The organism is Streptomyces sp. NPDC002643 (assembly GCF_053592555.1).
Map to the genome: position 1 here is coordinate 1 of NZ_JBSFVY010000020.1, position 25,168 is coordinate 25,168.

The following is a 25,168-nucleotide window of genomic DNA, read 5'->3' on the forward strand; positions in this document are numbered from 1 at the left end:
TTGGCACGCTGTTGAGTTCTCAAGGAACGGACGCTTCCTTCGTACTCACCCAGACTCTCGTCTCGGCTTTCCTCCGGGCGCTTCCCTTCGGTCTTGCTATCTTGCGTTTCCGACTCTATCAGATCGTTTTCCGATCCGATTCCCAGTCGGTGGGATTTGCCTTGGGCCTCTCGGTTTCCCTCGCGGCCTTTCGACATTCACTACGTTAGCCGATTCCCTCGGGAACTCATAATTGAGTGGTGCGGGCTTGAATTAGGGCACGCCTAATGCGCCCCCGCTGAGGGGTTGTCGTAGGTAGTGGGTTCGCCGCTTTCGGATGGTGGCTGATCGCCGTACCGGCTCAAGCGGCTCGGGCTACGTTACGGATCGCCCAGAGGCTAGTCAAGTTGAGCGTCGGCGGGGGACATGGGCCCGATAGGGGCTCACGGTGGGGTCGCCCGCGACCCAGAAGCGCCAGGGGTGGACTCCGCCGTCTCCGGCCACGCCGGTACGGGGGCCGTTGAGTACCTGGTCAGGGGTGACGGGCGTACCGGTGAGGACAGTCAGCGGTGAGGCGTCCGAGGTGCAGACGTCGGTGCCGTCCAGGGCTCGGTCCACATCCAGGGCGGTGGCCAGGCGTGCGGGGCCTTTGGCCAGTTCCTTGTCATTTCGGGCCGAGATTCGACGTTTGCGGGCGAGCTCGGCGCCCTCGGTGATCTCGCCGGCGCGGAGCAGCACCGCGCTCGCGCGGCCTTCCGGGCCGCACACCAGATTCATGCAGTGCCACATGCCGTAGGTGAAGTAGACGTACACATGTCCGGGCGGACCGAACATCACGCCGTTGCGGGCCGTGCGACCGCGATAGGCATGTGAGCCGGGGTCGTTCGCGCCGTCGTATGCCTCCACCTCTGTGAGGCGGAGTTCGATCGGACCGTCGGGGGTGTGGCGTACGAGGACGCGGCCCAGGAGGTCGGGGGCGACCTCCAGGACGGGGCGGTCGAAGAACTCCCGGGCGAGGGGCGTACGGTCGGGGCTCGCGATCATGGCGTACGAGGGTAGTCCAGACGGGTGCGGGTCGACGGGTGGCGAGGAGGCGTCCTCGTTGGAAGGCTGAGGGCGCGGAACCGGCCACCGCCGGTTTGCGTTTGTAGGGATCAAGGATTCACGCCACGGCGCGATCCACACCACACACAACAAGCACCACACACAAGACAGACAGAGCCACACAGATAGACAGGCGTTGCCTGACGGGAGGAACAGTTATGGGGTTCAAGCGGCTGCTCGCGAGCCTGGGGGCCGGTGGCGCTTCGGTCGAGACGGTGTTGACGGAGGTCAATGTCGTCCCGGGTGGTGTCGTCCAGGGTGAGGTGCGCATTCAGGGCGGCTCCGTGGACCAGCAGATCGAGGCGCTCTCGGTCGGGCTGCAGGCCAAGGTCGAGGTCGAGGGCCAGGACGCCGAGTACAAGCAGGACATCGAGTTCACCAAGCAGCGGCTCGGTGGTGCCTTCGAGCTGAAGGCCGAGGCCGTTCACGTGGTGCCGTTCGGGCTGGAGATTCCCTGGGAGACGCCGGTCACCACGATCCAGGGGCAGACCCTGCCGGGGATGCACATCGGTGTGACCACCGAGCTGGAGATCGCTCGTGCGGTCGACTCCGGTGACCTGGACCCGATCAATGTGCACCCGCTGCCGGCGCAGCAGGCGATCCTGGACGCCTTCGTCCAGCTGGGCTTCCGTTTCAAGAACGCGGACATGGAGCGCGGTCACATTCGCGGTACGCGGCAGAAGCTGCCGTTCTACCAGGAGATCGAGTTCTTCCCGCCCCAGCAGTACCACGGGCTGAACCAGGTCGAGTTGAGCTTCGTCGCCGATGAGCGCGAGATGGATGTCGTGCTGGAGATGGACAAGAAGCCCGGTCTGTTCAGCGAGGGCAGTGACTCGTTCCGCGCGTTCAAGGTGGGGCTGCACGACTACCAGGGCACCGACTGGGCGGCATATCTGAACCAGTGGCTGTCGGAGGTCGGCAGCAAGCGCAGCTGGTTCTAGGCTCTGAGGAGACCAACCCCAGACCCATCAGGAGGTACCGAGGTGACCGAGCCGAAGAGGCCGCCGCTCCCCCATGATTTCCTTCCGGTCGTGCCGTCGTTCACGGTCACGAGCGAGGAGGTCCGGCCGGGCGCGACGCTTAAGGACGCTCAGGTCTACGCGGAGGGGAACACCTCGCCGCAGCTGCGCTGGGAGGGTTTCCCGCCGCAGACCAAGAGCTTCGCCGTGACCTGCTACGACCCCGACGCCCCCACGGGGAGCGGGTTCTGGCACTGGGTGCTGTTCGACATCCCGGCGTCCGTGACGGAGCTGCCGACGGGTGCGGGCTCGGGGAAGTTCGAGGGGCTGCCCGAGGGCGTCGTGCATGCGCGCAACGACTACGGGACGAAGGACTTCGGTGGTGCCGCGCCGCCGCCCGGGGACCCGGCGCACCGCTATGTCTTCACCGTGTACGCCGTGGACCAGGAGAAGCTCGGTCCGGATTCCGATGCTTCGCCCGCCGTTGTCGGTTTCAATCTGCGGTTCCACACCCTGGCGCGCGCTCAACTCATCGGTGAGTACGCGGCGGTCGCGGAAAAGTAACGAAGCCGGACGTTCATTGAACGTTTGCCCGTCTCTGGTCATGGAAGTGATCAGGGGCGGGCATTTTTTATTGCGTTGTCCATCTCGGCGTGCCCGGCCAGAGTTGATCCAAGCCCAGCCCGCCGGGGGATGGGCCGGTGCACAGGAGGTGGGCGGGGATGCGGGACACGCTGGTACTGAACGCGAGCTTCGAGCCGCTGTCGACGGTGACGCTCAACCGAGCCGTCGTTCTGGTGCTGCAGGACAAGGCGGTTGTCGAGCAGACCCACCCTGAGTTGCGTATGCGCGGAGCCGCGGTCGATATACCGGCGCCCCGGGTGATCAGGCTGTGCAGGTATGTACGAGTGCCGTTCCGAAGACAAGCGCCGTGGTCGAGGCGGGGTGTGCTGGTACGGGACCGGCACAGGTGCGCTTACTGCGGCCGCCGGGCGACCACTGTGGACCATGTGGTGCCTCGGTCTCGGGGTGGTGGGGACACGTGGTTGAACACGGTGGCTTCGTGTGCCGAGGACAATCACCGTAAGGCGGACCGGACTCCGGAGCAGGCAGGGATGCCGTTGCTTCGGCAGCCGTTTGAGCCGACTCCGGCTGATGCGATGCTTTTGTCTTTGGGGCATGAGGACTTTGATGCGCTTCCGGGGTGGTTGTCGCAGAAAGCCGCGTAGCGCCGTTGGGCAACTGTCCGGTGCGGGGTGCGGGCTGAGTGTGGCTGGTCGCGCCCACGCGGCGAAGCCGCATATTCAACACAGCCCCGCGCCCCTGAGTAAGTTGGGGCCCGCCTTCGTCATGAAGGCGGGCCCCATTTGTTGCTAGTCGATCGACGGCCTCTCTCGGCGGTCCGATGGGTCGTTGCCGTTCTTCGGGGACGGGACGCTGGGGGTGGTGCCGCCCATGGCGCCGAAGTTGCCCATGGCTCCGGAGAGGCCCTTGAGGGCGTCGCCGATTTCGCTGGGGACGATCCAGAGCTTGTTGGCGTCGCCCTCGGCGATCTTCGGGAGCATCTGGAGGTACTGGTAGCTGAGAAGCTTCTGGTCCGGGTCTCCGGCGTGGATGGCCTCGAAGACCGTACGGACGGCCTGGGCCTCACCTTCGGCGCGCAGGGCGGCGGCCTTGGCCTCACCCTCGGCGCGGAGGATCTGGGACTGCTTCTCGCCCTCCGCGGTGAGGATGGCGGCCTGGCGCGTACCTTCGGCGGTGAGGATCGCGGCGCGCTTGTCACGGTCGGCGCGCATCTGCTTCTCCATCGAGTCCTGGATGGAGGTCGGGGGCTCGATCGCCTTCAGCTCGACGCGGTTGACACGGATGCCCCATTTGCCGGTGGCCTCGTCGAGGACGCCGCGCAGGGCCGCGTTGATCTCCTCGCGGGAGGTGAGGGTGCGCTCCAGGTCCATGCCGCCGATGATGTTGCGGAGGGTGGTGACCGTGAGCTGCTCGATGGCCTGGATGTAGCTGGCGACCTCGTAGGTGGCCGCGCGGGCGTCCGTGACCTGGTAGTAGATCACCGTGTCGATGTTCACGACCAGGTTGTCCTGGGTGATCACCGGCTGCGGCGGGAACGGTACGACCTGTTCGCGCAGGTCGATGCGGTTACGGATGGTGTCGATGAACGGGACCACGATGTTGAGGCCCGCGTTGAGTGTCCGCGTGTAGCGGCCGAAGCGCTCGACGATGGCGGCGCTGGCCTGTGGGATGACCTGGATGGTCTTGATCAGGGCGATGAAGACCAACACCACCAGAATGATCAGGACGATGACGACCGGTCCCATCGTGTGTTCCCCGTGCCCTTCTCCGCGTCGGCGCTTCCGAAAAGATCTTATGCCCGATTGGATGTTGAAGATCTTGCTCGTCGAGTCTGGCAGAACAGCGCCTGCCAGGTGGGTCGTTCAGTTCATAGCGTCATCACGTCGTGACCACGTCGTTCGAGGTCAGTCACGCGAAGTCGGTTGTGCAGGGTCGGTCGTGGGAGTCGTAAGCGTCACATGACGATCGCAGTGGCCCCCTCGATCTCCACGACGTCCACTTCCTGGCCCACTTCGTAGGTCTGTGCGGTGTCGAGGGCGCGGGCGGACCAGACCTCGCCGGCCAGCTTGATACGGCCGCCCGATCCGTCGACCCGCTCCAGGACCACGGCGTGTTTGCCTTTCAAGGCGTCGACGCCGGTGGCGAGTTGGGGGCGTGAGGATCTGTGGCGGGCCGCGACGGGCCGTACGACGGCGATGAGGGCGACGGAGACGACGGTGAAGACGATCACCTGGAGTACGACACCGCCGCCCAGCCCCGCGGTCACGGCGCCGGCGACGGCGCCCAGGGCGAGCATGCCCAGTTCCGGCATCGCGGTCACGACGAGGGCGATACCGAGCCCGGTTGCGCCGATCAGCCACCACACCCATGCGTCGATGCTGTCCACAGGGGCAATGGTAGGTCCGCGACCGGCCCTCCGACAGGGTGCGCGGGGACAAAGATCACGTATGAGGGTCGCCAAGTCCGGTGCGCCCCGGCCGGGTTGTGGAGCCGGGGCGTCCGACTGGCGGGAGAGGGGGAGAAGTTGGAGGTCAGGTGAGGGGCAGTCCGCGGGCGGTCCAGCGGTCGTCGCTCTGCTCGACGACGAGAGGGAGGCCGAAGCAGAGGGAGAGGTTGCGGGAGGTCAGCTCCAGCTCCAGCGGGCCCGCGGTGAGGACCTTGCCCTGGCGGATCATCAGGACGTGGGTGAAGCCCGGGGGGATCTCCTCGACATGGTGCGTGACCATGATCATGGAGGGGGCGATGGGGTCGCGGGCGAGGCGGCCGAGACGGCGTACGAGGTCCTCGCGGCCGCCGAGGTCGAGGCCGGCGGCGGGCTCGTCGAGCAGGAGCAGCTCGGGGTCGGACATCAGGGCGCGGGCGATCAGGGTGCGCTTGCGCTCGCCCTCGGAGAGGGTGCCGAATTTGCGGTCGACGTACTCGGTCATACCGAGCCGGTCGAGGAAGGCGCGGGCGCGCTGCTCGTCGATCTCCTCGTAGTCCTCGTTCCAGGTGGCCGTCATGCCGTACGCGGCGGTCAGCACGGTCTGCAGGACGGTCTGGCGCTTGGGGAGCTTCTCGGCCATGGCGATGCCGGCCATGCCGATGCGGGGGCGCAGGTCGAAGACGTCGACCTGGCCGAGGGTGTCGCCGAGGATGGTGGCGGTGCCCTTGCTGGGGAAGAGGTAGCTGGAGGCGACGTTGAGGAGGGTGGTCTTGCCGGCGCCGTTGGGGCCGAGGATGGCCCAGCGCTCGCCCTCCTTGACCGACCAGGAGACCTGGTCCACGAGAGCCCGGCCCTCGCGGACCACGGATACGTCCTCCAGCTCCAGAACATCGCTCATGAGCGCGCTGTCTCCCCTTGCAGTGTCGGCCTGTCTCGGCTGTCGCGTACGCCTGTGGTTTGGAGCCACCGCCGAGTGGGCGCAGCCCTCAGGGAAATCTACGCCACCGGTCGGGCCCTCCATTCCATCGGTCGGTCCTTAGGGTGGGGGCATGCTCTCGGAACCACGTTCAGGACGCCTTGCCGCTTGGGGAAATGCCCTTCTTGCCGGACTTGTCTCGCCGGATGACGCGGTGCTCGCGATTGTCGGGGAGGACGCTCGGCATCGGGTGGAGGGGTTGCCCGGGGAGTCGGGGCCCGTCGGGCTGACGCTCGCGCTCGGGCGGTTGCGGGGGCTCGGGGTGACCGGGTTCCGGGTGGCGTTGCCGGCGCCGGGGCATCCGTTGGGGCTGAGCGGGCCGCCGGAGTTCAACAAGCGGGCGCTGGAGGCGGAGGAGGCGGTGATCTGCCACGGGGGTGCGCTGGGGCTGGTGCCGGAGGTGTACTCGGTCGGGCCCGTCGGGGACGAGCATGTCGAGGTGGTCTGGCACTGTCTGGAGGTTCGGGAGGCGCCGCCCGCCGATGTGCCGTCGCTCGGGGAGGCCGAGCGGGAGTTGGCGGAGGCGCTGCGGGAGGCGACGGCGGTGTTGTCGCGGTTGGACGTGGCGGCTTCGGGGCCGGTGGCGGAGGCGGCCATCGACGCGTATCGGGCGCGGGCCGAGCGGGGGCGTGAGGTGTTGGCGCCGGGGTATCCGCCGCGGGCGGTGCGGGTGTTGGAGCTGGCGCAGCGGGTGGGGGTGTTGATCGCCGTGGCGTACGAGAACGGGCACGGTGGGGCCGTCAGCGCCTCCGAGATGGCCTCGCGGGCGGGTGCGTTGCGGCCGGTGGAGCGGACGGCTCGGAGGGCGCAGGTGGCTGCGTACAACTCCGTTGTGGAGGAGCGGGAGCGGTAGGCGGGCGCCGCTTTGGGTGGGTGCGCCGGGCCCCTGGTCCGGTGTTGCCCGGCGGGTTGGCCGGGCGGGGGTGCGGTGACCCCTGTTGCGTCGTTACCCGGCGGCTGGGGCTGGGCGGGGGTGGGTTTCGCTTACCGGCGCTGACAGGGTGCCGCTGCGCCCACCCGTGCCGCCCCAGCGGCACGACTGCCCGCAGCTGTGGGGACTGCTGGGTGGACAGCCGCACCGGCAGCACGAACCGCAGCTACGACGACTGCCGGGTGGGCCTCGCCCCAGCGGCACGACTGCCCGCAGCTGTGGGGACTACTGGGGGACAGCCGCACCGGCAGCACGAACCGCAACCACGACGACTGCCGGGTGGGCCTCGCCCCAGCGGCACGACTGCCCGCAGCTACGACGGCTGCGGCTGCCTGCGGCTGAGTGGAGCCGGGGGAAAACCTGACCGGCCTTCCAGGAGTTGCTGGAAGGCCGGTGGTCACTGGTGGGCCGGGGATGTCAGTGGTTGACGCCCAGGTTGCCGAAGGCCGGGTTCAGGATGCCGACGACGCTGACGCTGTTGCCGACCGCGTTCACGGGGACGTGGACCGGGGCCTGGATGACGTTGCCCGAGACGACGCCCGGCGAGTTGAGCGCCTTGCCGTCCGCGTGGGCGCCGCCGTGGGCGGCGGCCATACCGGCACCGGCGGCGACGAGGCCACCGGCCACCATCGTGACAGCGGCGGCCTTCTTGACGTTCTTCACTTCATAGCCCTTCGTTACGATCACTGCGGCGGTCGCGCGCAGCACGCTCTGAAGAACGCGGGGCATCCGGCGAGGATGCGCCATCCGGGGGACATACACCCGACAGTATGAATCTCAGCCCGGAGGGGGACCTTCCGGATTGCCGTACGGGCGGACCTCGCCGACGGTCGCACGGGCGGACGGGCCCGTCATCCGGTCACACCGTGGCGTACCGCCCAGAGCGCTGCCTGGGTGCGGTCGGCGAGGTCGAGCTTCATGAGGATGTTGGAGACGTGGGTCTTGACCGTCTTCTCAGAGAGGACAAGTGCTCGGGCTATCTCTCGGTTGGAGCGGCCGTCGGCGATCAGGCCGAGCACCTCGCGCTCTCGCTCGGTGAGTGAACTGCCTCTCCCCTGCCCGGAGTTGGCCTCCTCCTGGGACAGCAGGGCACCGGCGACCTCCGGCTGGAGGAGGATGTGGCCGGCGTGCACGGAGCGGATGGCGCCGGCGAGGGCGTCGGGGTCGACGTCCTTGTAGACGTATCCGGCGGCTCCGGCGCGCAGGGCGGGGACGACCGTGCGCTGCTCGGTGAAGCTGGTGACGATGAGCACGCGCGCGGGGTTGTCGAGTTCGCGGAGTCTGCGGAGGGCCTCGACGCCGTCCATGACGGGCATCTTGACGTCCATGAGGACGACGTCCGGCTTCAGTTCCTCGGCTCGGGCGACCCCTTCGGCGCCGTCGGCGGCCTCGCCCACGACCTCGATGTCGTCCTGCACCTCCAGGAAGGTGCGCAGGCCCCGGCGGACCACCTGGTGGTCGTCGACGAGGAGCACCTTGATTGCGTCAGCCACCGGGGACCTCCATCTCGATCGTGGTGCCCTTTCCGGGCGCCGATTCCACGGTCAGGGTGCCGCCGACCCCGCTGGCCCGGTCGCGCATGGAGACCAGGCCGAGATGGCGTCCGGCGCGGCGTATCGCCTGGGGGTCGAAGCCGGTGCCGTCGTCGGTGACGCGGAGGACGGCTCCGGTGCCCCGGCGGTCGAGGGCGACGTCGACGTGTTCGGCGCCGGAGTGGCGCAAGGCGTTGTGCAGGGCCTCCTGGGCGACGCGCAGCATGGCCTCCTCCTGGGCGGCGGGCAGGGCGCGCACGCCGCGTCCGGCGAAGGTGACGCGGGCGGTGTGGGCGCGGTCCAGGACCTGGATCTGGGTGCGCAGCGTGGCGATCAGGCCGTCCTCGTCGAGACCGGCGGGGCGCAGTTCGACGACGGCCGCGCGCAGTTCGTCGGCGGCCTCGGCGGCGAGGGCGGCGACCTGCTGGAGCTCGCCCTTGGCGCGTGTGGGATCGCGGTCGACGAGGGCGGCGGCGGCCTGGGCGGTCAGGCGCAGGGAGAAGAGCTTCTGGTTGACGGCGTCGTGCAGTTCGTGGGCGAGCCGGGAGCGCTCCTCGGCGATGGTGAGTTCGCGGCTGCGCTCGTAGAGGCGGGCGTTGGTCAGGGCGATCGCGGCGTGCTGGGCGAGGATCGACAGCAGTGCCTCGTCCTCCTCGGTGAAGCCGCAGCCGCCGTCGGGCTTGGGGCAGCGTTTGTTGGCGAGGAAGAGGGCGCCGATGACCTCGTCGCCGTCGCGGATGGGCAGGCCGAGGAAGTCGATCAGGTCGGGGTGGGCGCTGGGCCAGCCCTCGAAGCGGGGGTCCTTGCGGACGTCGGCCAGGCGCTCGGGGGTGGCCTCGTGGAGCATGGCGGCAAGGATGCCGTGCTGGCGCGGGAGGGGGCCGATGGCCTTCCACTGGGCGTCGCTGACTCCGTCGACGACGAACTGGGCGAAGCCGCCGTGGTCGTCGGGGACGCCGAGGGCCGCGTACTCCGCGTCGAGCAGCTCACGGGCGGAGGCGACGATCGTCTTGAGGACATCGCGCACCTCCAGGTGTCTGCTCATGGCCAGCAGCGCGGCGCTCACCGCCGCCAGGCCGGACCGGGGACCTTGACTCATGAACTCACCGTACCGGCGGGGTCCGACAACACGGATCGGACCGCTGACGTGCGCGTCCGGGCCGCCGGATCTAGGGCGGGGGACGTAGGACCTGGGCCCCGGACCGCTGCCCTAGGGCTCGGGTCGCGTGTCCGTCGGTCCGGGGCCGTGGGGCCGGGCGTTTGGGCCTAGGGCGAAGGGCCCCGGTGGGTCACGACCCGCGTACGAGGCGGTCGGGAGGGTGGCGTTCCTACGTTGAGATCACCGCCGGTCACACCGGTCGGCGGCCGGGACGAGGGGACGTATGCCATGCCGGTAGCGATCATCACGGGGGCTTCGAAGGGGCTGGGGCGGGCGCTCGGCGCGGCCCTGGCGGAGCGCGGCTGGGATCTGGTGCTGGACGCCAGGACCGGGGTGGTGCTGCGCGAGACGGCCGAGGAGCTGTCGGCGTACGGGACGCGGGTCGAGGCGCTGCCGGGGGATGTCACGGACGCCGGGCACCGGGCGGAGCTGGTGGCGGCGGCGCGTGCGCTGGGCGGGGTCGATCTGCTGGTGAACAACGCGTCCGCGCTGGGCGCCGAGCCGCTCGTACGGCTGGAGGGGCTGTCGCTGGACGGGCTGCGGCGGGCCCTGGAGGTCAATGTGGTGGCGGCGCTGGGGCTGGTCCAGGAGGCGCTGCCACTGTTGCGGGCCTCGGGGGCGGGCGCGGTGATCGATGTCAGCTCGGACGCGGCGGCCGAGGCGTACGAGACGTGGGGCGGCTACGGGGCCTCCAAGGCGGCGCTGGACCATTTGTCGGCGGTGCTGGGCGCGGAGGAGCCGGGTCTGCGGGTGTGGGCGGTCGATCCCGGGGACATGGGCACGGATCTGTACGCGGCGGCCGTACCGGACGACGACGATCCGCGGCCGAGCCCGGAGAGTGTGGTTCCGGCCTTTCTGCGGTTGATCGACGAGCGGCCGGCCAGTGGCCGCTACGGGGCGCCGTCCCTGCTGGAGGTGCGATGACGACGGCGACCGTACGGGTGCCGGAGGGGTTGCACGCGCGTGTGCCGGTCGAGCAGCGCGGGCCGGGGCTCGACCGGGACTCCGTACGGCTGCTGGTGTCGCGCGGTACGGAGGTGTCGCACCACGGGTTCAGGGAGCTGCCTCGGCTGCTGCGGGCCGGTGATCTGCTCGTGGTGAACACCTCGCCGACGCTGGCGGCGGCCGTGGACGGGGTGATCGGGCACGCGCGCGTGGTGGTGCATTTCTCCACGCGGGGCGACGACGGGCGATGGGCCGTGGAGCTGCGGGACCCGGACGGCCGGGGCACCACACGCGCGCGTGCGGGAGGACCGGCGGGGGCGGAGGTGCGGCTCTCCGGGGGCGTACGGCTGGTCCTGGAGGAGCCGCTGAGTGCCCGGGGTGAGCGGTTGTGGTGGGCGCGGGTGTCCTCGGCGGATGATCCCGATGTCATCGGGATGTTCGGGGAGCACGGGCGGCCCATTCGGTACGCGTACACGGAGCGGGATCAGCCGTTGTCCGTGTATCAGACGGTGTTCGCGCTGTCGTCGGCCGATGGCGCGGGCAGCGCTGAGATGCCGAGTGCGGCGCGGCCGTTCACCGCGCGGCTGGTGGCGGAGCTGGTGAGCCGGGGGGTGCAGTTCGCGCCGGTGACGCTGCACACGGGGGTGGCGTCGGCGGAGGCGCACGAGCCGCCGTATCCGGAGCGGTTCGCGGTGCCGGAGGCTTCGGCTCGGTTGATCAATGCGGTGAAGGCGGGAGACGGGCGGGTCGTGGCCGTGGGGACGACCGCTGTGCGGGCCGTGGAGTCGGCCGCCGGGCCGGACGGGGTCGTACGCGCGCGTGCGGGGTGGACGGATCTGGTGGTGACTCCGGAGCGGGGGGTGCGGGTCGTCGACGGGCTGGTGACCGGGCTGCATGAGCCGGAGGCGTCGCATCTGCTGATGCTGGAGGCGATCGCGGGACGGGCGGCGCTCGACCGCGCGTACGAGGCGGCGATCGGGGGGCGGTACCTGTGGCACGAGTTCGGGGACGCGCATCTCATCCTGCCCGGGGAGACACCTCACACAGAGCATTGCGCCAGCAACTGCCCGTAAGACGGGCGGCCGGCCCGTGTGAGCCCTCCCATAGGGCGCACATCACGTACGAAGTCTCCTAGGAGATGGATAAGGGCGGCATGAGCGGGAGAGACGGGTTGATCTGTCCTATTTTGCCGCTTCCCGCTCAACTACCCGGGATCGTACGTCACACCTTTGCCACGGAATTTTGCGACCGCTAAGAATGGCTGCCGTCGCTCGGCGCCGCGGGTCATCTCCCGCGCCGTTTGCGCTGGAAGAACCTGTCCCCACCCGGCCAGAGAGCGACCTCCGAGCTATTCGAAGAGGTCCTTCACCCATGCCCAAGAACGCCAATACCCCCGGTCACAGTCTCGCGCTGCGCAAGGTCCACAAGCTCTCGCTCGCCGGGGCCGCCGCCGTGGGCGCCGCCGCCCTCGCGTTCTCGCTGGTGCCGGCCGAGGCTCAGACCGCCACGAAGACGGTGTCCGCGGCGCCGGTGGCGTTCGAGCAGAGCGCGGCCAAGGAGGCGAAGGCGAGCCTCACCGCGCAGGTGACCGCGGCCGAGAAGAAGGCCGCCGCCGAGGCCGCAAAGAAGAAGGCGGCCGCCGCCGCGAAGAAGAAGGCCGCCGCGGAGCGCGCCAAGAAGCAGGCCGCGAGCCGTGCCGCCGCGCGCGCCAAGCTGAAGGCCGCCGCCGTCAAGTCGTACCCGAACAACCTCGACGGCTGGATTCGCGAGGCGCTCGACATCATGAAGAAGCACAAGATCCCGGGCACCTACAACGGCCTGCACAAGAACATCATGCGGGAGTCCTCGGGCAACCCGAACGCCATCAACAACTGGGACATCAACGCCCAGAACGGTGTTCCGTCGATCGGTCTGCTCCAGGTCATCAAGCCGACCTTCGACGCGTACCACGTCCCGGGCACGGCCTGGAGCCAGTACGACCCGGTCGCCAACATCACGGCCGCCGCGAACTACGCCGCCGACCGCTACGGGTCGATCGACAACGTCAACAGCGCGTACTGACGCATACGGATACGCCGAAGGGCGGCACCCCTTGCTCGGGGTGCCGCCCTTCGTGTGCCCTGAAGGCGCCGTGTGCCGGTGAGGGCTACTTGCGCATGACCTCCGGCTCGTGGCGGCGCAGGAAACGGGCCACGAGGAAGCCGCAGACCACACCCAGCAGGATGAGGGCGACCATGTCGAAGCTGTAGACACCGGCCGTGTGGTCCCACAGCGGGTCGGTGTCGCCCTTCTCCTTGGGCGGGCTGATGTTGTTGAAGTCCAGCGTGGCGCCGGCGGCGGCGACCGCCCAGCGGGACGGCATCAGATACGAGAACTCGTTGACGCCGGGGCTGCCGTGCAGGGCGAACAGACAGCCGGTGAAGACGACCTGGATGATCGCGAACATCACCAGCAGCGGCATGGTCTTCTCGGCGGTCTTCACCAGCGAGGAGATGACCAGGCCGAACATCATCGAGGTGAAGCCGAGCCCCATGATCGGGATGGACATTTCGAGCATGACGGCGAACTTGCCGTCGCCGAAGATCAGGCCATCCTCGGGAATCGTCCGACTGGCGAAGCCGATCGCGCCGACCATGAGGCCCTGGAGCACGGTGACCGTGCCGAGGACGATGACCTTGGACATCAGGTACGCCGAGCGCGACAGGCCGGTCGCCCGCTCGCGTTCGTAGATCACCCGTTCCTTGATCAGCTCACGTACGGAGTTGGCGGCGCCCGCGAAACAGGCGCCGACCGCGAGGATCAGCAGCACCGTGGTGGCCGTGCCGTTCGGGATGGGCATGCCCGTCGCCGGGTTCAGCTTCCTGACCAGCAGGTCCTTGTCCGGGTCGATGAGCAGGCTGACCGCACCGAGCACGGCCGGCAGGATCACCGTCAGCGCCAGGAAGCCCTTGTCGGAGACGATGACCGAGAGATAGCGCTTGACCAGCGTGCCGAGCTGCGAGAACCAGCCCTGCGGCTTCGGCGGGCGCATCGACTGCGGCGGCGGCATGTGCACCGACTGCGGGGCGACGGCGTCGATGTCGGCCGCGTACATCTGGTAGTGCTGCGAGCCCTTCCAGCGGCCCGCCCAGTCGTAGTCGCGGTAGTTCTCGAAGGCGGAGAAGACATCGGCCCAGGTCTCGTAGCCGAAGAAGTTCAGGGCCTCCTCGGGCGGACCGAAGTACGCCACCGAACCGCCGGGCGCCATCACCAGGAGCTTGTCGCAGATCGCCAGCTCGGCCACCGAGTGGGTGACCACGAGGACCGTGCGGCCGTCGTCGGCGAGGCCGCGCAGCAGCTGCATGACATCGCGGTCCATGCCCGGGTCGAGGCCCGATGTGGGCTCGTCCAGGAAGATCAGCGACGGCTTGGTGAGCAGCTCCAGGGCCACGGAGACACGCTTGCGCTGGCCACCGGAGAGGGAGGTGACCTTCTTCTCCTTGTGGATGTCCAGCTTCAGCTCGCGCAGCACCTCGTCGATCCGGGCCTCGCGCTCCTGCGCCGTGGTGTCGGCGGGGAAGCGGAGCTTGGCCGCGTACTTGAGGGCCTTCTTGACGGTCAGCTCCTTGTGCAGGATGTCGTCCTGCGGGACCAGACCGATGCGCTGGCGCAGCTCGGCGAACTGCTTGTACAGGTTCCGGTTGTCGTAGAGGACGTCGCCCTGGTTGGCGGGGCGGTAGCCCGTGAGTGCCTTGAGCAGGGTGGACTTGCCGGAACCGGACGGGCCGATGACCGCGATCAGCGACTTCTCCGGGACGCCGAAGGAGACGTCCTTGAGGATCTGCTTGCCGCCGTCGACGGTGACCGTCAGATGACGGGCCGAGAAGGAGACGTCACCGGTGTCGACGAACTCCTCAAGGCGGTCGCCGACGATACGGAACGTCGAGTGACCGACACCGACGATGTCGTTCGGGCCGAGGAGGGCCGTGCCGCCCTTGGCGATCGGCATACCGTTGACGAACGTGCCGTTGTGCGAGCCGAGGTCACGGATCTCGAAGCGGCCGTCGGGCGTCGCGTGGAACTCGGCGTGATTGCGGGAGACCTGGAGGTCGGAGACCACCAGTTCGTTCTCCAGGGCACGGCCGATGCGCATGACACGACCGAGCGCCAGCTGGTGGAACGTGGTCGGGCTGCGGTCGCCGTAGACCGGCGGCGCCCCCGCGCCACCACCGGGGCCCTGCTGCGGATAGCCCTGCTGGTGCGGCACCTGGGCCTGCTGCGGCTGCTGCCAGCCGGCCTGCGGCGCCTGCTGCTGCGGAGGGGCCTGCTGGGCGGCGTATCCCGCGCTCGCGCCCTGGGCCGCGTACGGCTGCTGGGGCTGGGCCACCGCCGCGGCCGCACCCGAGAGGCTGACTCTCGGACCGTCGGTCGCGTTGCCCAGATGCACGGCGGAGCCCGGGCCGATCTCCAACTGGTGGATTCGCTGGCCCTGTACGAAGGTGCCGTTGGTGCTGCCGTGGTCCTCGATCACCCAACTACGGCCGCTGAAGCTGATCGTGGCGTGACGCCAGGACACTCTGGCGTCGTCGAACACGATGTCTCCCTGCGGATCTCGTCCGAGGGTGTATGCCCTGGACGGATCGAGCGTCCAGGTTTGTCCATTGAATTCCAGTACGAGTTCAGGCACTCCATGCCCCACTGAGTTGTCCCCCGAGTTTCCCCCATCACAGGGAGTCTAGGGATGTCGAACATCGGGGGGAACTATTTCAGGCTCGGCCCCCTGACCGAAAGTCGGGCCTTGTGAAGGGAACGTACGGGGTCGTTTTCCCGTCCCGTTGACGGGGTCGAAACCTGGTCGGAGAGTGGTAATCCCACGCGAGGGGGACATCGGCGGTGCAACGCCGCGATGCGGATCGGGGGGTCCGAGCATGAGCAACCAGTCCGTCGGCCATGGCAGGAGGACGCCGTGGGGGGATGTGCTCTTCTCCGCGATGGCCGCTGTGAGCTGGGCGTTGATCGGGATGGCGGCGACGGCCGCGCTCGGTCTGCATCTGCTGGAGGCCGATACCGCGGGTGAACTGGGGCCCATGACGGCGGCGGTCGTGGCACTTGGGGCGGGTGGTTCGGTCACTCCGTCCGGCGACGTGTCCGTGTTTGGCCTGGAAGGAGCGGAGGCGACCACGGCCATCGAGATCACGCCACTGGGTGTGAGCCTCGTGGGTGCGCTCCTTTTGTCGTGGTTCTTCCTGCGCTCGTTGAGGGGTGCGGGGGTGTCGCCGCGGGGCGTGGGAGGGCCTGTGCGGGGCGCGGGAGTTGTGATCGCGCCCGGTGAACTCCTGGTGCGCGCGGGCACGGTGGTCGTGCTGTTCGTGGCGCTGATGGGCGGGCTGTCGTGGGCCGGGCAGGCGGTGATCACCCTCGACGGCGGCGAGTTGGGCCTCGACGAGCAACTGCCGGGCGGCGGCGACCTGGACGGCGTCGAGATCCCCGGCCTCGGAGACGTCGGAGACATCGGCGGCGGCCTGCTCCCGGACCGCCTCGGCGACCTGGCGAACGCCAACGCCCAGGTGGGCTTCACCGTCGACACCGTACCCACACTCCTCGGCGCGCCGGCCTGGTGCGTCGGCGTCCTGCTGATCGCCCTGCTGGCCTCGCGCCGCACGCCCCTGCCGCGCGGTCTCGACGCCGCGCACCGGGTCGTACGGCCCGCCGTGTCCGCCCTCGTCACCGTGCTGCTGGTGGCGGTCCTCGCCGGGCTCGCGGCGGCGGCGTACGCGGCGATCGGCGACCCCCACCCCCGGCGGATCGCCGGCGCGGCCCTGCTCGGCGCCCCCAACGGGGTGTGGCTGGGCGTCCCCATCGGCCTCTTCGTCCCCTGGAACGGCCGCGCGACCGGCGCCCTCGCCGATGTCCTCCCCGATCCCCTCGACGAACTGCTCCGCATCGGCGCCGACGAGCCGGTCACGCTCGGCCGCCTTGCCGAACTGGACAACCGGGTCTGGCTGTTGGGCGTGGCGACGGCACTGATGATGCTGTACGCCGGGGCGTTGACGGCCGTGCGGACGCCTTTCGGTACGACGGCGGACAGGCCACCGTCCGGTACGTCTGCCACTACGCCTTTTGTACGGGGCTCGGCCGAGGCGAGTGGCTGGGATTCGACCGGTGCGGATGTACGAGGCGGGAGCGCGCTCGCGTTCGCCGGGCGCTGCGCCCTTCGGCTCGGGGTGGTGACGGCGATCGCACTGCCGCTGCTTGTCCGGGCGACGGAGGTGTCGGTGGACGCATCGCTGGCCGTGTTCGGCATCGACGCGTTCGACGCGGGCATCGAGCTGCGCGGCCAGACGGCGACGGCCTTGGTGCTGGGCGCGGTGTGGGGGGCGGGAGCGGGGGCCGCCGGGGCGCTGCTGGCCTACGCCACGAAGTCGGCCGGGTTGAGGGCGGCGCCGTTGGCTCGGGGGGATGTGGGGGGTCATGGGGCTTCGGGGGGCGCAGAGGGTGCGTCCACTGGCGAGAGCTGCTTGGGGGCGTCTTCGTCGGCGGCCACTCCGTCGGGGCCGTACACGCCGAGCACGCCTTATCTGCCGCCGAACCCGGATACGAATCCTTATTTGCGGCTGCCGGAGGAGTTGCGGGGGGCGGGGGGTGCGAGGGGGGCGGAAGGACCTCGGGGGGCGGGGTCCGGGTCAGGGACCGCTTCCGGGTCGAGGTCCGGGTCAAGGTCCGGGCCGGGGCCCAGGTCGGGACGCTGGCCGGCGCCGCCGCCACCGCCGGAACCGACACCGCCTCCCCCGCCCCGCTCGGCGGAGGGGCGACCCTCGCCGCCTCCACCCGCACCCCCACCACCGCCGCCACCGCCTCCGCCTCCTCCCCCGCCGTCTGGGCGACGGGGGCGTTGAAAGGCACCGTGCGTTGAGGCGTCAAGGTCACCGGTAATCGGAGGAAAAGCCGCTCCGATGAACCCCGAAGTGCGACGGACGCCACCGCCCCCATGACCGTCCAAGTGCGCCACAGCACGCCCCGGCAGGCGCCCAGCTCCGCTACGGCACCTCCCTCAACCCACCCGCCCCAGCCGCAGCAGCACCCCACAGCCACCCTGCCCTGCCACAGCACCGCCCCGCCGACACCCGGCCCTGCCACCGCGCGGCGTCGCGGGGCCGCCGAGGTGCACGAGTGGGGGCCTTTCCGGCGGAGTCGTCCGGGCTTCGTACTCGATCCTGATTCGCTTCAAACTCTGGTAACCCAGTGTTCTCCGTCCGCTGGGCGGACCTCAGGGGCAAAAGGCATGAGGCGCCGGATACGGTGGGAACATCATGAGCGCTTCGCAGACCTCCTCTGACGCCCCCACCCTCCTCGTCAAGATCTTCGGCAAGGACAGGCCGGGCATCACCGCCGGGCTGTTCGACACCCTCGCCACATACTCCGTCGACGTGGTCGACATCGAGCAGGTCGTCACCCGTGGCCGGATCGTGCTGTGCGCGCTCGTGACCGAGCCGCCCGCCGGGCAGGAGGGCGATCTACGGGCGACCGTCCACAGTTGGGCGGAGTCGATGAAGATGCAGGCGGAGATCATCTCCGGCCTCGGCGACAACCGCCCGCGCGGCCTCGGCCGCTCCCACGTCACCGTCCTCGGCCACCCGCTGACCGCCGAGTCCACCGCCCGTATCGCCGCCCGCATCACGGCGACCGGCGGCAACATCGACCGTATCTTCCGACTCGCCAAGTACCCGGTGACGGCGGTGGAGTTCGCGGTGTCCGGTACGGAACCGGAGACCCTGCGGACGGCTCTGGTGACCGAGTCGGTGGCGCTGGGCGTGGACGTGGCCGTGGTCGCGGCGGGACTGCACCGGCGGGCGCAGCGGCTGGTGGTCATGGACGTGGACTCCACGCTCATCCAGGACGAGGTGATCGAACTCTTCGCCGCGCACGCCGGGTGCGAGAAGGAGGTTGCCGAGGTGACGGCCGCCGCGATGCGCGGTGAGCTGGACTTCGAGCAGTCGCTGCACGCGCGCGTGGCGTTGTTGGAGGGGCTCGACGCCTCGGTGGTGGACAAGGTCCGCAGCGAGGTGCGGCTCACGCCGGGGGCGCGCACCCTGATCCGTACGCTGAAGCGGCTCGGCTTCCAAGTGGGCGTCGTCTCGGGCGGGTTCACGCAGGTCACGGACGACCTCAAGGAGCGGCTGGGGCTGGACTTCGCCCAGGCCAACACCCTGGAGATCATTGACGGCAGGCTCACCGGCAAGGTCGTCGGCGAAATCGTCGACCGCGCGGGCAAGGCCCGGCTGCTGCGCCGGTTCGCGGCGGAGGCGGGGGTGCCGCTGGCCCAGACCGTGGCGATCGGCGACGGCGCCAACGATCTCGACATGCTCAACGCCGCCGGCCTCGGTGTCGCCTTCAACGCCAAGCCGGTGGTCCGCGAGGCCGCCCACACCGCCGTGAACTTCCCCTTCCTCGACACCGTCCTCTACCTCCTCGGCGTCACCCGGGAAGAGGTCGAGGCGGCGGACACCCAGGACGAGCAGTAGCGCGGCAGACGCCGAGGCCGCAGTCGGACGGACGAACGTGGGCCACAGTCGGAGCCGGACGGCAGGAGATGTGGGCCCCCGGTCGCACGGCAGGTAGCGAGTCCGTAGCCGGACGGACGGGAGCTGGGCCGCAGACGAACGGCATCCGACTGTCGTCCGCCTGGCAGTCGTACGCCAGCCGCCTGCCAGGCAGACGACCTTCGGATGCCAGGTCAGGCCCGGACGCGCGTGGAGAACTGTGTCACCCGAGCGTACGGAAGGCCCGGCACCGCATCGGTGCCGGGCCTTCGTCGTGCGTGGGGCGGACGGGCCGGACCGGGCTCCCCCACCGGGCCGAGCCGGACTGCGCCTCCCCCGCCGACCGGGCCGGACCCAGCCGGTGGACCGGCCAGAACCGTCGGAGGCGGACGGTCGGCGGGGGTCAGTCCGTCGGGGCCCAGTAGTCGCGCAGGGTGCCGACGCCCGGTTCCAGGGTCTTCCAGGAGCCCTCGAAGGAGAGGACCGCGAAGGCGGCGGCCGGGAAGTCCCGGCGGGTCATGCGCTCGCGGGCGTCGCCCTCGGCGTGGCCGGCGAGGATCTCGGCGAGCGCCTGGACACCGGGGTTGTGGCCGATCAGCAGAACGTTCTGCGCGTCGTCCGGGGTTTCGTTGAGCAGGGCGATCAGCTCGCCGGGCGAGGCCTCGTAGATCCGCTCCTCGTAGACGGTTTTCGGCCGTTCCGGCAGTTCGTGCACGGCCAGCTTCCAGGTCTCGCGGGTCCTGACGGAGGTGGAGCAGAGGGCAAGGTCGAAGGGGATGCCGGAGTCTGCCAGCTTGCGCCCGGCGACTGCGGCGTCCGTACGGCCCCGGTCGGCGAGCGGGCGCTCGTGGTCGGACACCTGGGGCCAGTCGGCCTTCGCATGCCGGAAGAGGACAATCCTGCGGGGTTCTGCGACGCTCATGTGTCCCAGCTTCGCATGAAACAGGCCACAGGGCGCAGGGAGTTGAAGTGCGGATACTCGGCACCCGTGACTGTGCTACCTGCGGCTCGGCCGCCCGTCATGGGACGAGGGCCGGGAGCGCGTGCCGTATGTGCTCCACGACGAGGGAGATCACGGGGCCGCCGCTCGCCGCCTGGGCGTTCCCGGGGTTGAGGATCAGCAGCAGGAGGGTGACGAAGCCGACGGCGGGGAGGGCGAGGGCCCACCAGGGCAGCCGGACGGCGACGCCGCCCGTGGTCGCCGGGTGGGATCGGGGGTGCGTACGCGCCGACATGCCGCCTCCGTGGTCTTCGAGTGGTCGGTGGCCGGTCCTCCGTGGTCCCTCGTGGGGTCCTCGCGGCCACACCTCGAAGTTACGGAATCCGTGCGCGCCAACACATCCGGTGATCCACCCACTTGACCCTGAGACTCGCCCCCTAGGGGATGGTGGGGACAACCCCACCCCCGATGTCGGCGACAGGCGGGCTTGGAGGCGTGCCGTCCCGCAGTCACGCCGTCCCGGATTCGCAGCGTCCCGGTTTCGCACCGTGCCGGAGTCACACCGTCAAGGAGTCACACCGTCACGGAGAGGCGATCGCCGCGATGATCCCGATGACGACGAAGATGGCGAGGAACGAGCCGAAGACGATGAGCATCTTCTTCTGACCGTTCTGGGGGTTCGGGTCGAGCACTGGCATGGGCCAAGTCTCGCACCCCCGGCCCACGGCGCGGCTTCCGGGGTGCCCTCAGCACAGCGCCGTCTCGTCCTCCACCATCCGGTCGCGGCCCGCCAGGACACCCATCGCGATCTGCGGGATCATCAGCACCGCCATGAGGGCGAGGGGCAGCCCCCAGCCGCCGCTGTGCTGGTAGAGGACGCCTACGAGGAGTGGGCCGGGGATCGAGATCAGATACCCGGTGCTCTGCGCGAACGCGGACAGCCGGGCCACGCCCGCGCCGGTCCGGGACCGCATGCCGACCAGGGTGAGGGCCAGCGGGAAGGCGCAGTTGGCGACGCCGAGCAGCAGTGCCCAGGCCCAGGCGCCGCCCGCCGGGGCGAGGTACAGACCGCCGTAGCCGAGGAGTCCGCAGACGCCCAGTACCGCCGCGATCGGCCCCTGGTGGGGCAGCCGGGTGGCGAGCCGGGGGATCACGAAGGCCAGCGGTACGCCCATGACCATCGTGACCGCCAGCAGCAGTCCCGCCGTGTCCGCCGAGACCCCGGCGTCCCGGAAGATCTGCGGAAGCCACCCCATCGTGATGTACGCGGCGGTCGCCTGAAGCCCGAAGAACACGGCGAGCGCCCACGCGGTACGGCTCCGGGTGATCCGCGGCGCTGAGCGCTCCGCGCGCACGTGGGCCGACACGGGCCGCGATCCTTCCAGCTCCCGACCCCGTACGAACGGCAGCCAAGGCACCACGGCCACCCCCGCGAGGAGCGCCCATACGGCGAGCCCGGTCTGCCAACTGCCGCCCAGCGCCTCGGTCATGGGAACCGTGACGCCTGCGGCGGCGGAGGTGCCGACGGCGAGGGCCATGGAGTACAGGCCCGTCATGGAGCCGACCCGGTCGGGGAACCAGCCCTTGACGATGACCGGCATCAGGACGTTGCTGACGGCGATGCCCATCAGGGCGAGCGCGCTGGCGGCGAGGAAGCCGGCCGTACCGGCTGTGCCACCCACGTATGGCCGCATCAGCAGGCCGGTGGCGATGGCGGCCATGCCGGCGCAGACCACGGCGGCGGGACCGAAGCGCCGGGCGAGCCGGGGGGCCATGACACCGAAGACGGCGAAGCAGAGCGGCGGCACCGAGGTGAGGACACCGGCCACGCTGCCGCTCATCCCGAGCCCGTCGCGCACCTCTTCGAGGAGGGCGCCGAGGCTGGTGATGGCGGGGCGGAGGTTGAGGGCGGTCAGAACGATGCCGACGATCATGACCCGCTTCGCCCACGCGCGCGTGCCCGCAGCCGAAGGTGAGGCCGATCCCCGGGGCGTGCCCGTCACCGAGGACGAGGCCTGCCCCTGGGGTGCGCCCGGTCCCGGCAGCGTGCCCGGTCCCGGGGGCGGGCCCGGGTCTCGTTCGACCGGCACCGACTGCAGGGCTTTCTCACTCACCATGGCGCCCATCATAGAATCATAGGATGATTGACTGTCCATCCGGGGGTGACTGGTGCAGAATCCCGGTACCGCCCTGATCCAGGACCGCATCCCTTTGGCGCGAAGGACCGTCATGCCGCTGAGCCATCCCCGTCGATCGGCGTTGTCCGAGCAGGTCATCGCCGCCCTGCGGAACCAGATCACCTCGGGCGAGTGGCCGGTGGGCTCCCGCATCCCCACCGAGCCGGAGCTGGTGGAGCAGTTGGGCGTCGCCCGGAACACCGTGCGTGAGGCGGTGCGGGCGCTGGCGCACAACGGGCTGCTGGACATCCGGCAGGGCTCCGGCACCTATGTCATCGCGACCAGTGAGCTGGCCGGTGTGATGCACCGCCGCTTCGCCGACGCCGATCCGACCCATGTCGCCGAGCTGCGTTCCGCGCTGGAGTCGAGTGCGGCCAAGCTGGCCGCCCGGCGGCGCACCGGGAGGGACCTGAAGCAGTTGGACGCGCTGCTCGTACGGCGTGAGGAGGCGTGGGAGTCGGGCGACGCGGAGGCGTTCGTGGCGGCGGACGCGACGTTCCACCTGGCGGTGGTGGCCGCGTCCCACAACGACGTCGTCACGGCCGTCTACGCCGATCTGGGCGAGGTGCTGCGGGACTGGCTGCGCGGCGACGTCGGCGAGGAGCTGACCCCGGAGACGTACATGGACCACACCCGGCTGGTGGACGCGATCCGCGAGGGTGACGAGGAGGCCGCGGCGGCGGAGGCGGCCGACTATCCGTTCCAGTGCCGTCCCGGCCGGGTCAGTCCGCCAGGCGGTGGTGGCTGAACCACACCTCCCGGACCTCCTTCCAGCAGCGTCCGGTGAGCCGTACGGTCTGCGCGGGGCCCGCCTCGACCGGGGCCCCGTCGCTGTCGAGGTCCCACCACCGCTCGCACTCGATGTGCATGCGTACATGGTCGAGTTCGGCGTAGCGGTTGAAGCAGTAGCCGATCACCTGGGAGCCGAAGACCCGGCTGTAGCAGGAGGCGCCGAAGGGATCGGGCCGGTCGGCGGTCACGCGCGCGTAGACGTTTCCGCCCCCCACGCGCGTGTGTCCGTGCCCCACGCGCGCGTGCGGTATCGCCTCGTACGGGAAACAGGCCAGGAGGGCTGCGGCGAGGGCGACCGGGGCGAAGCTGCGGAACAGACGCACAACGGAACCTCCTCGGCCGAGCGGCTGAGCGGTGTACGTCCAGCGTGCGCGTCACCGCGCCCCGGTGACCCGCCGGGTGAGCCGAACGAGTGACAGTGGCGGTGGCGACGCATACGACGAGGGCGCCCACCCGAAAGGGTGCGCGCCCTCGAACGTTCGGCCGAGCCGAAGCGGTGGCGGTCAGGCGCCGATGGCGTGCAGTCCGCCGTCGACGTGGATGATCTCGCCGGTGGTCTTCGGGAACCAGTCGCTGAGCAGCGCGACGACACCGCGGCCGGCCGGCTCGGGGTCCTTGAGGTCCCACTCCAGCGGCGAACGGTTGTCCCACACGGAGGCCAGCTCACCGAAGCCCGGGATGGACTTGGCGGCCATGGAGGCGAGCGGGCCGGCGGAGACGAGGTTGCAGCGGATGTTCTGCTTGCCCAGGTCACGGGCGATGTAACGGCTGGTGGCCTCCAGGGCGGCCTTGGCCGGGCCCATCCAGTCGTACTGCGGCCAGGCGAACTTCGCGTCGAAGGTGAGGCCGACGACCGAGCCGCCGTCCTGCATCAGCGGCAGACAGGCCATGGTGAGCGACTTCAGGGAGTACGCCGAGACGTGCATGGCGGTGGCGACGGACTCGAACGGGGTGTTGAGGAAGTTGCCGCCGAGCGCGTCCTGGGGGGCGAAGCCGATGGAGTGGACGACACCGTCCAGGCCGCCGAGCTCCTCACCGACGATGTCGGCGAGCCGCCCGAGGTGCTCGTCGTTCGTCACGTCGAGTTCGATGACCTTGGTGGGCTTGGGGAGCTTCTTGGCGATGCGCTCGGTGAGCGTGGGCCGGGGGAACGCCGTGAGGATGATCTCGGCGCCCTGCTCCTGGGCCAGCTTGGCGGTGTGGAAGGCGATGGAGGACTCCATCAGCACACCGGTGATCAGAACGCGCTTGCCGTCGAGGATTCCGCTCATGGTTCAGTGACCCATTCCCAGTCCGCCGTCTACGGGGATGACGGCTCCAGTGATGTACGAGGCGTCGTCCGAGGCGAGGAACCGCACCGTCGCGGCGATCTCCTCGGGCTGCGCGTAACGGCCGAGCGGCACCTGCGACACGATGGTGGAGCGCTGCTCGTCGGTGAGCACCTTGGTCATGTCGGTGTCGACGAAGCCGGGGGCGACGACGTTGAAGGTGATGTTGCGCGAGCCCAGCTCACGGGCGAGGGAGCGCGCGAAGCCGACGAGGGCGGCCTTGGAGGCGGCGTAGTTGGCCTGGCCGGGGCCGCCGTACAGCCCGACGACGGACGAGATGAGGACGACGCGGCCCTTCTTGGCGCGCAGCATGCCGCGGTTGGCACGCTTGACGACGCGGAAGGTGCCGGTGAGGTTGGTGTCGATGACCGAGGTGAAGTCCTCCTCGGACATCCGCATCAGGAGCTGGTCCTTGGTGACGCCGGCGTTGGCGATGAGGACCTCGACCGGGCCGTGCTGGGCCTCGATCTCCTTGTATGCCTGCTCCACCTGCTCGCTGTCGGTGATGTCACACCTGACCGCGAGGCAGCCCAGCTCCGCGAGGGCCGCCGGTGGCTCACCCGAGCGGTATGTGTACGCGACCTTGTCGCCGTTCTCGGCGAACGCGCGGGCGATGGCGAGGCCGATGCCCCGGTTGCCTCCGGTGACGAGAACCGAGCGGCTCAACGGATCACCCTTTCCTTAGCGGTCTTGCGGCGGTCTTTCACAGCGGTCCGGACGCCTGTCCGAACAGCTGGATGACAGGCGGCTTCCCCGAAAACCTATCGGTCCGTCCTGCCTCACGGGCGATCGGCCACCGACAGTGGCATCGGGTACA

General features: G+C 69.9%; 25 protein-coding genes. 10 read left to right on the forward strand and 15 right to left on the reverse strand.

Annotation, left to right across the window (positions count from 1 at the left end; all coding sequences use genetic code 11):
• Positions 1-381 precede the first annotated feature (381 nt).
• A complete protein-coding gene (locus tag ACWD4G_RS27850) occupies positions 382-1,023 on the reverse strand; it encodes a DNA-3-methyladenine glycosylase (RefSeq protein WP_451298057.1) in 642 nt (213 codons plus the stop codon).
• Positions 1,024-1,241: 218 nt separating this feature from the next.
• Between ACWD4G_RS27850 and ACWD4G_RS27855 the strand changes: the two genes are divergently transcribed.
• The 3 genes from ACWD4G_RS27855 to ACWD4G_RS27865 all read left to right on the forward strand — a co-directional run bounded on the left by ACWD4G_RS27855 (position 1,242) and on the right by ACWD4G_RS27865 (position 3,271).
• The gene (locus tag ACWD4G_RS27855; RefSeq protein WP_451298059.1) at positions 1,242-2,024 is read left to right on the forward strand and encodes a sporulation protein; all 783 of its coding nucleotides are present in this window, start codon (positions 1,242-1,244) and stop codon (positions 2,022-2,024) included.
• Positions 2,025-2,066: 42 nt separating this feature from the next.
• Positions 2,067-2,606, forward strand: coding sequence for a YbhB/YbcL family Raf kinase inhibitor-like protein (locus tag ACWD4G_RS27860; protein ID WP_451298061.1), 540 nt, complete (start codon positions 2,067-2,069; stop codon positions 2,604-2,606).
• Positions 2,607-2,764: 158 nt separating this feature from the next.
• Entirely contained in the window at positions 2,765-3,271 is a 507-nt protein-coding gene (locus ACWD4G_RS27865) for an HNH endonuclease (protein ID WP_451298063.1), read from the forward strand.
• A 144-nt stretch (positions 3,272-3,415) separates the two neighbouring features.
• Here ACWD4G_RS27865 and ACWD4G_RS27870 read toward each other — a convergent pair whose 3' ends face one another.
• The 3 genes from ACWD4G_RS27870 to ACWD4G_RS27880 form a co-directional block, all read right to left on the reverse strand.
• A complete protein-coding gene (locus ACWD4G_RS27870; protein WP_451298065.1) occupies positions 3,416-4,372 on the reverse strand; it encodes an SPFH domain-containing protein in 957 nt (318 codons plus the stop codon).
• Positions 4,373-4,581: 209 nt separating this feature from the next.
• Positions 4,582-5,013, reverse strand: coding sequence for an NfeD family protein (locus ACWD4G_RS27875; RefSeq protein WP_451298067.1), 432 nt, complete (start codon positions 5,011-5,013; stop codon positions 4,582-4,584).
• A 145-nt stretch (positions 5,014-5,158) separates the two neighbouring features.
• Positions 5,159-5,950 (reverse strand): ABC transporter ATP-binding protein, encoded by a 792-nt coding sequence (locus ACWD4G_RS27880; RefSeq protein WP_451298069.1) that lies wholly within the window; start codon positions 5,948-5,950, stop codon positions 5,159-5,161.
• A 151-nt stretch (positions 5,951-6,101) separates the two neighbouring features.
• On the opposite strand from ACWD4G_RS27880, the gene ACWD4G_RS27885 reads away from it, so the two are divergent.
• Positions 6,102-6,881 (forward strand): hypothetical protein, encoded by a 780-nt coding sequence (locus ACWD4G_RS27885; protein ID WP_451298071.1) that lies wholly within the window; start codon positions 6,102-6,104, stop codon positions 6,879-6,881.
• A gap of 495 nt (positions 6,882-7,376) precedes the next feature.
• Here the strand turns inward: ACWD4G_RS27885 and ACWD4G_RS27890 are convergent, their stop codons facing one another.
• The 3 genes from ACWD4G_RS27890 to ACWD4G_RS27900 form a co-directional block, all read right to left on the reverse strand.
• Entirely contained in the window at positions 7,377-7,622 is a 246-nt protein-coding gene (locus tag ACWD4G_RS27890; RefSeq protein ID WP_451298345.1) for a chaplin, read from the reverse strand.
• A gap of 188 nt (positions 7,623-7,810) precedes the next feature.
• Positions 7,811-8,452, reverse strand: a complete 642-nt coding sequence (locus tag ACWD4G_RS27895; protein WP_451298073.1) for a response regulator — start codon at positions 8,450-8,452, stop codon at positions 7,811-7,813.
• Complete coding sequence (locus ACWD4G_RS27900) at positions 8,445-9,590, reverse strand: GAF domain-containing sensor histidine kinase (RefSeq protein WP_451298075.1); 1,146 nt, start codon at positions 9,588-9,590, stop codon at positions 8,445-8,447. Before ACWD4G_RS27900 ends, ACWD4G_RS27895 begins: the two co-directional genes overlap by 8 nt.
• Positions 9,591-9,878: 288 nt before the next feature.
• On the opposite strand from ACWD4G_RS27900, the gene ACWD4G_RS27905 reads away from it, so the two are divergent.
• The 3 genes from ACWD4G_RS27905 (at position 9,879) to ACWD4G_RS27915 (ending at position 12,656) form a co-directional block, all read left to right on the forward strand.
• Positions 9,879-10,574 (forward strand): SDR family NAD(P)-dependent oxidoreductase, encoded by a 696-nt coding sequence (locus ACWD4G_RS27905; RefSeq protein WP_451298077.1) that lies wholly within the window; start codon positions 9,879-9,881, stop codon positions 10,572-10,574.
• A complete protein-coding gene (locus ACWD4G_RS27910; protein ID WP_451298079.1) occupies positions 10,571-11,668 on the forward strand; it encodes an S-adenosylmethionine:tRNA ribosyltransferase-isomerase in 1,098 nt (365 codons plus the stop codon). Before ACWD4G_RS27905 ends, ACWD4G_RS27910 begins: the two co-directional genes overlap by 4 nt.
• Positions 11,669-11,966: 298 nt before the next feature.
• The gene (locus ACWD4G_RS27915) at positions 11,967-12,656 is read left to right on the forward strand and encodes a transglycosylase SLT domain-containing protein (protein ID WP_451298081.1); all 690 of its coding nucleotides are present in this window, start codon (positions 11,967-11,969) and stop codon (positions 12,654-12,656) included.
• Between the two features lie 85 nt (positions 12,657-12,741).
• Here ACWD4G_RS27915 and ACWD4G_RS27920 read toward each other — a convergent pair whose 3' ends face one another.
• A complete protein-coding gene (locus tag ACWD4G_RS27920) occupies positions 12,742-15,261 on the reverse strand; it encodes an FHA domain-containing protein (protein ID WP_451298083.1) in 2,520 nt (839 codons plus the stop codon).
• Positions 15,262-15,502: 241 nt separating this feature from the next.
• Between ACWD4G_RS27920 and ACWD4G_RS27925 the strand changes: the two genes are divergently transcribed.
• Both ACWD4G_RS27925 and serB read left to right on the forward strand, forming a co-directional pair.
• Positions 15,503-17,470 carry a streptophobe family protein gene (locus ACWD4G_RS27925; RefSeq protein WP_451298085.1) on the forward strand — a complete coding sequence of 656 codons (1,968 nt, stop codon included), beginning with the start codon at positions 15,503-15,505 and terminating at the stop codon, positions 17,468-17,470.
• 414 nt (positions 17,471-17,884) lie between these two features.
• Complete coding sequence (gene serB, locus ACWD4G_RS27930; protein WP_451298087.1) at positions 17,885-19,096, forward strand: phosphoserine phosphatase SerB; 1,212 nt, start codon at positions 17,885-17,887, stop codon at positions 19,094-19,096.
• 421 nt (positions 19,097-19,517) lie between these two features.
• Here serB and ACWD4G_RS27935 read toward each other — a convergent pair whose 3' ends face one another.
• The 4 genes from ACWD4G_RS27935 to ACWD4G_RS27950 all read right to left on the reverse strand — a co-directional run bounded on the left by ACWD4G_RS27935 (position 19,518) and on the right by ACWD4G_RS27950 (position 22,171).
• The gene (locus ACWD4G_RS27935) at positions 19,518-20,036 is read right to left on the reverse strand and encodes a SixA phosphatase family protein (RefSeq protein WP_451298089.1); all 519 of its coding nucleotides are present in this window, start codon (positions 20,034-20,036) and stop codon (positions 19,518-19,520) included.
• 97 nt (positions 20,037-20,133) lie between these two features.
• On the reverse strand, positions 20,134-20,349 hold the full coding sequence (locus tag ACWD4G_RS27940; protein ID WP_451298091.1) for a hypothetical protein: 216 nt from the start codon (positions 20,347-20,349) through the stop codon (positions 20,134-20,136).
• A 286-nt stretch (positions 20,350-20,635) separates the two neighbouring features.
• Positions 20,636-20,752 carry an SGM_5486 family transporter-associated protein gene (locus ACWD4G_RS27945; protein ID WP_451298093.1) on the reverse strand — a complete coding sequence of 39 codons (117 nt, stop codon included), beginning with the start codon at positions 20,750-20,752 and terminating at the stop codon, positions 20,636-20,638.
• Between the two features lie 48 nt (positions 20,753-20,800).
• Complete coding sequence (locus ACWD4G_RS27950) at positions 20,801-22,171, reverse strand: CynX/NimT family MFS transporter (RefSeq protein ID WP_451298095.1); 1,371 nt, start codon at positions 22,169-22,171, stop codon at positions 20,801-20,803.
• A 112-nt stretch (positions 22,172-22,283) separates the two neighbouring features.
• On the opposite strand from ACWD4G_RS27950, the gene ACWD4G_RS27955 reads away from it, so the two are divergent.
• Positions 22,284-22,979 carry a FadR/GntR family transcriptional regulator gene (locus ACWD4G_RS27955; RefSeq protein WP_451298347.1) on the forward strand — a complete coding sequence of 232 codons (696 nt, stop codon included), beginning with the start codon at positions 22,284-22,286 and terminating at the stop codon, positions 22,977-22,979.
• Here ACWD4G_RS27955 and ACWD4G_RS27960 read toward each other — a convergent pair.
• The 3 genes from ACWD4G_RS27960 to fabG form a co-directional block, all read right to left on the reverse strand.
• Positions 22,954-23,346, reverse strand: coding sequence for a hypothetical protein (locus tag ACWD4G_RS27960; protein ID WP_451298097.1), 393 nt, complete (start codon positions 23,344-23,346; stop codon positions 22,954-22,956). The two genes, ACWD4G_RS27955 and ACWD4G_RS27960, sit on opposite strands and share 26 nt — an antisense overlap.
• Before the next feature lie 180 nt (positions 23,347-23,526).
• The gene (gene fabI / locus ACWD4G_RS27965; RefSeq protein WP_451298099.1) at positions 23,527-24,294 is read right to left on the reverse strand and encodes an enoyl-ACP reductase FabI; all 768 of its coding nucleotides are present in this window, start codon (positions 24,292-24,294) and stop codon (positions 23,527-23,529) included.
• Between the two features lie 3 nt (positions 24,295-24,297).
• The gene (fabG, locus tag ACWD4G_RS27970; protein WP_451298101.1) at positions 24,298-25,017 is read right to left on the reverse strand and encodes a 3-oxoacyl-[acyl-carrier-protein] reductase; all 720 of its coding nucleotides are present in this window, start codon (positions 25,015-25,017) and stop codon (positions 24,298-24,300) included.
• Between the last annotated feature and the right edge of the window lie 151 nt (positions 25,018-25,168).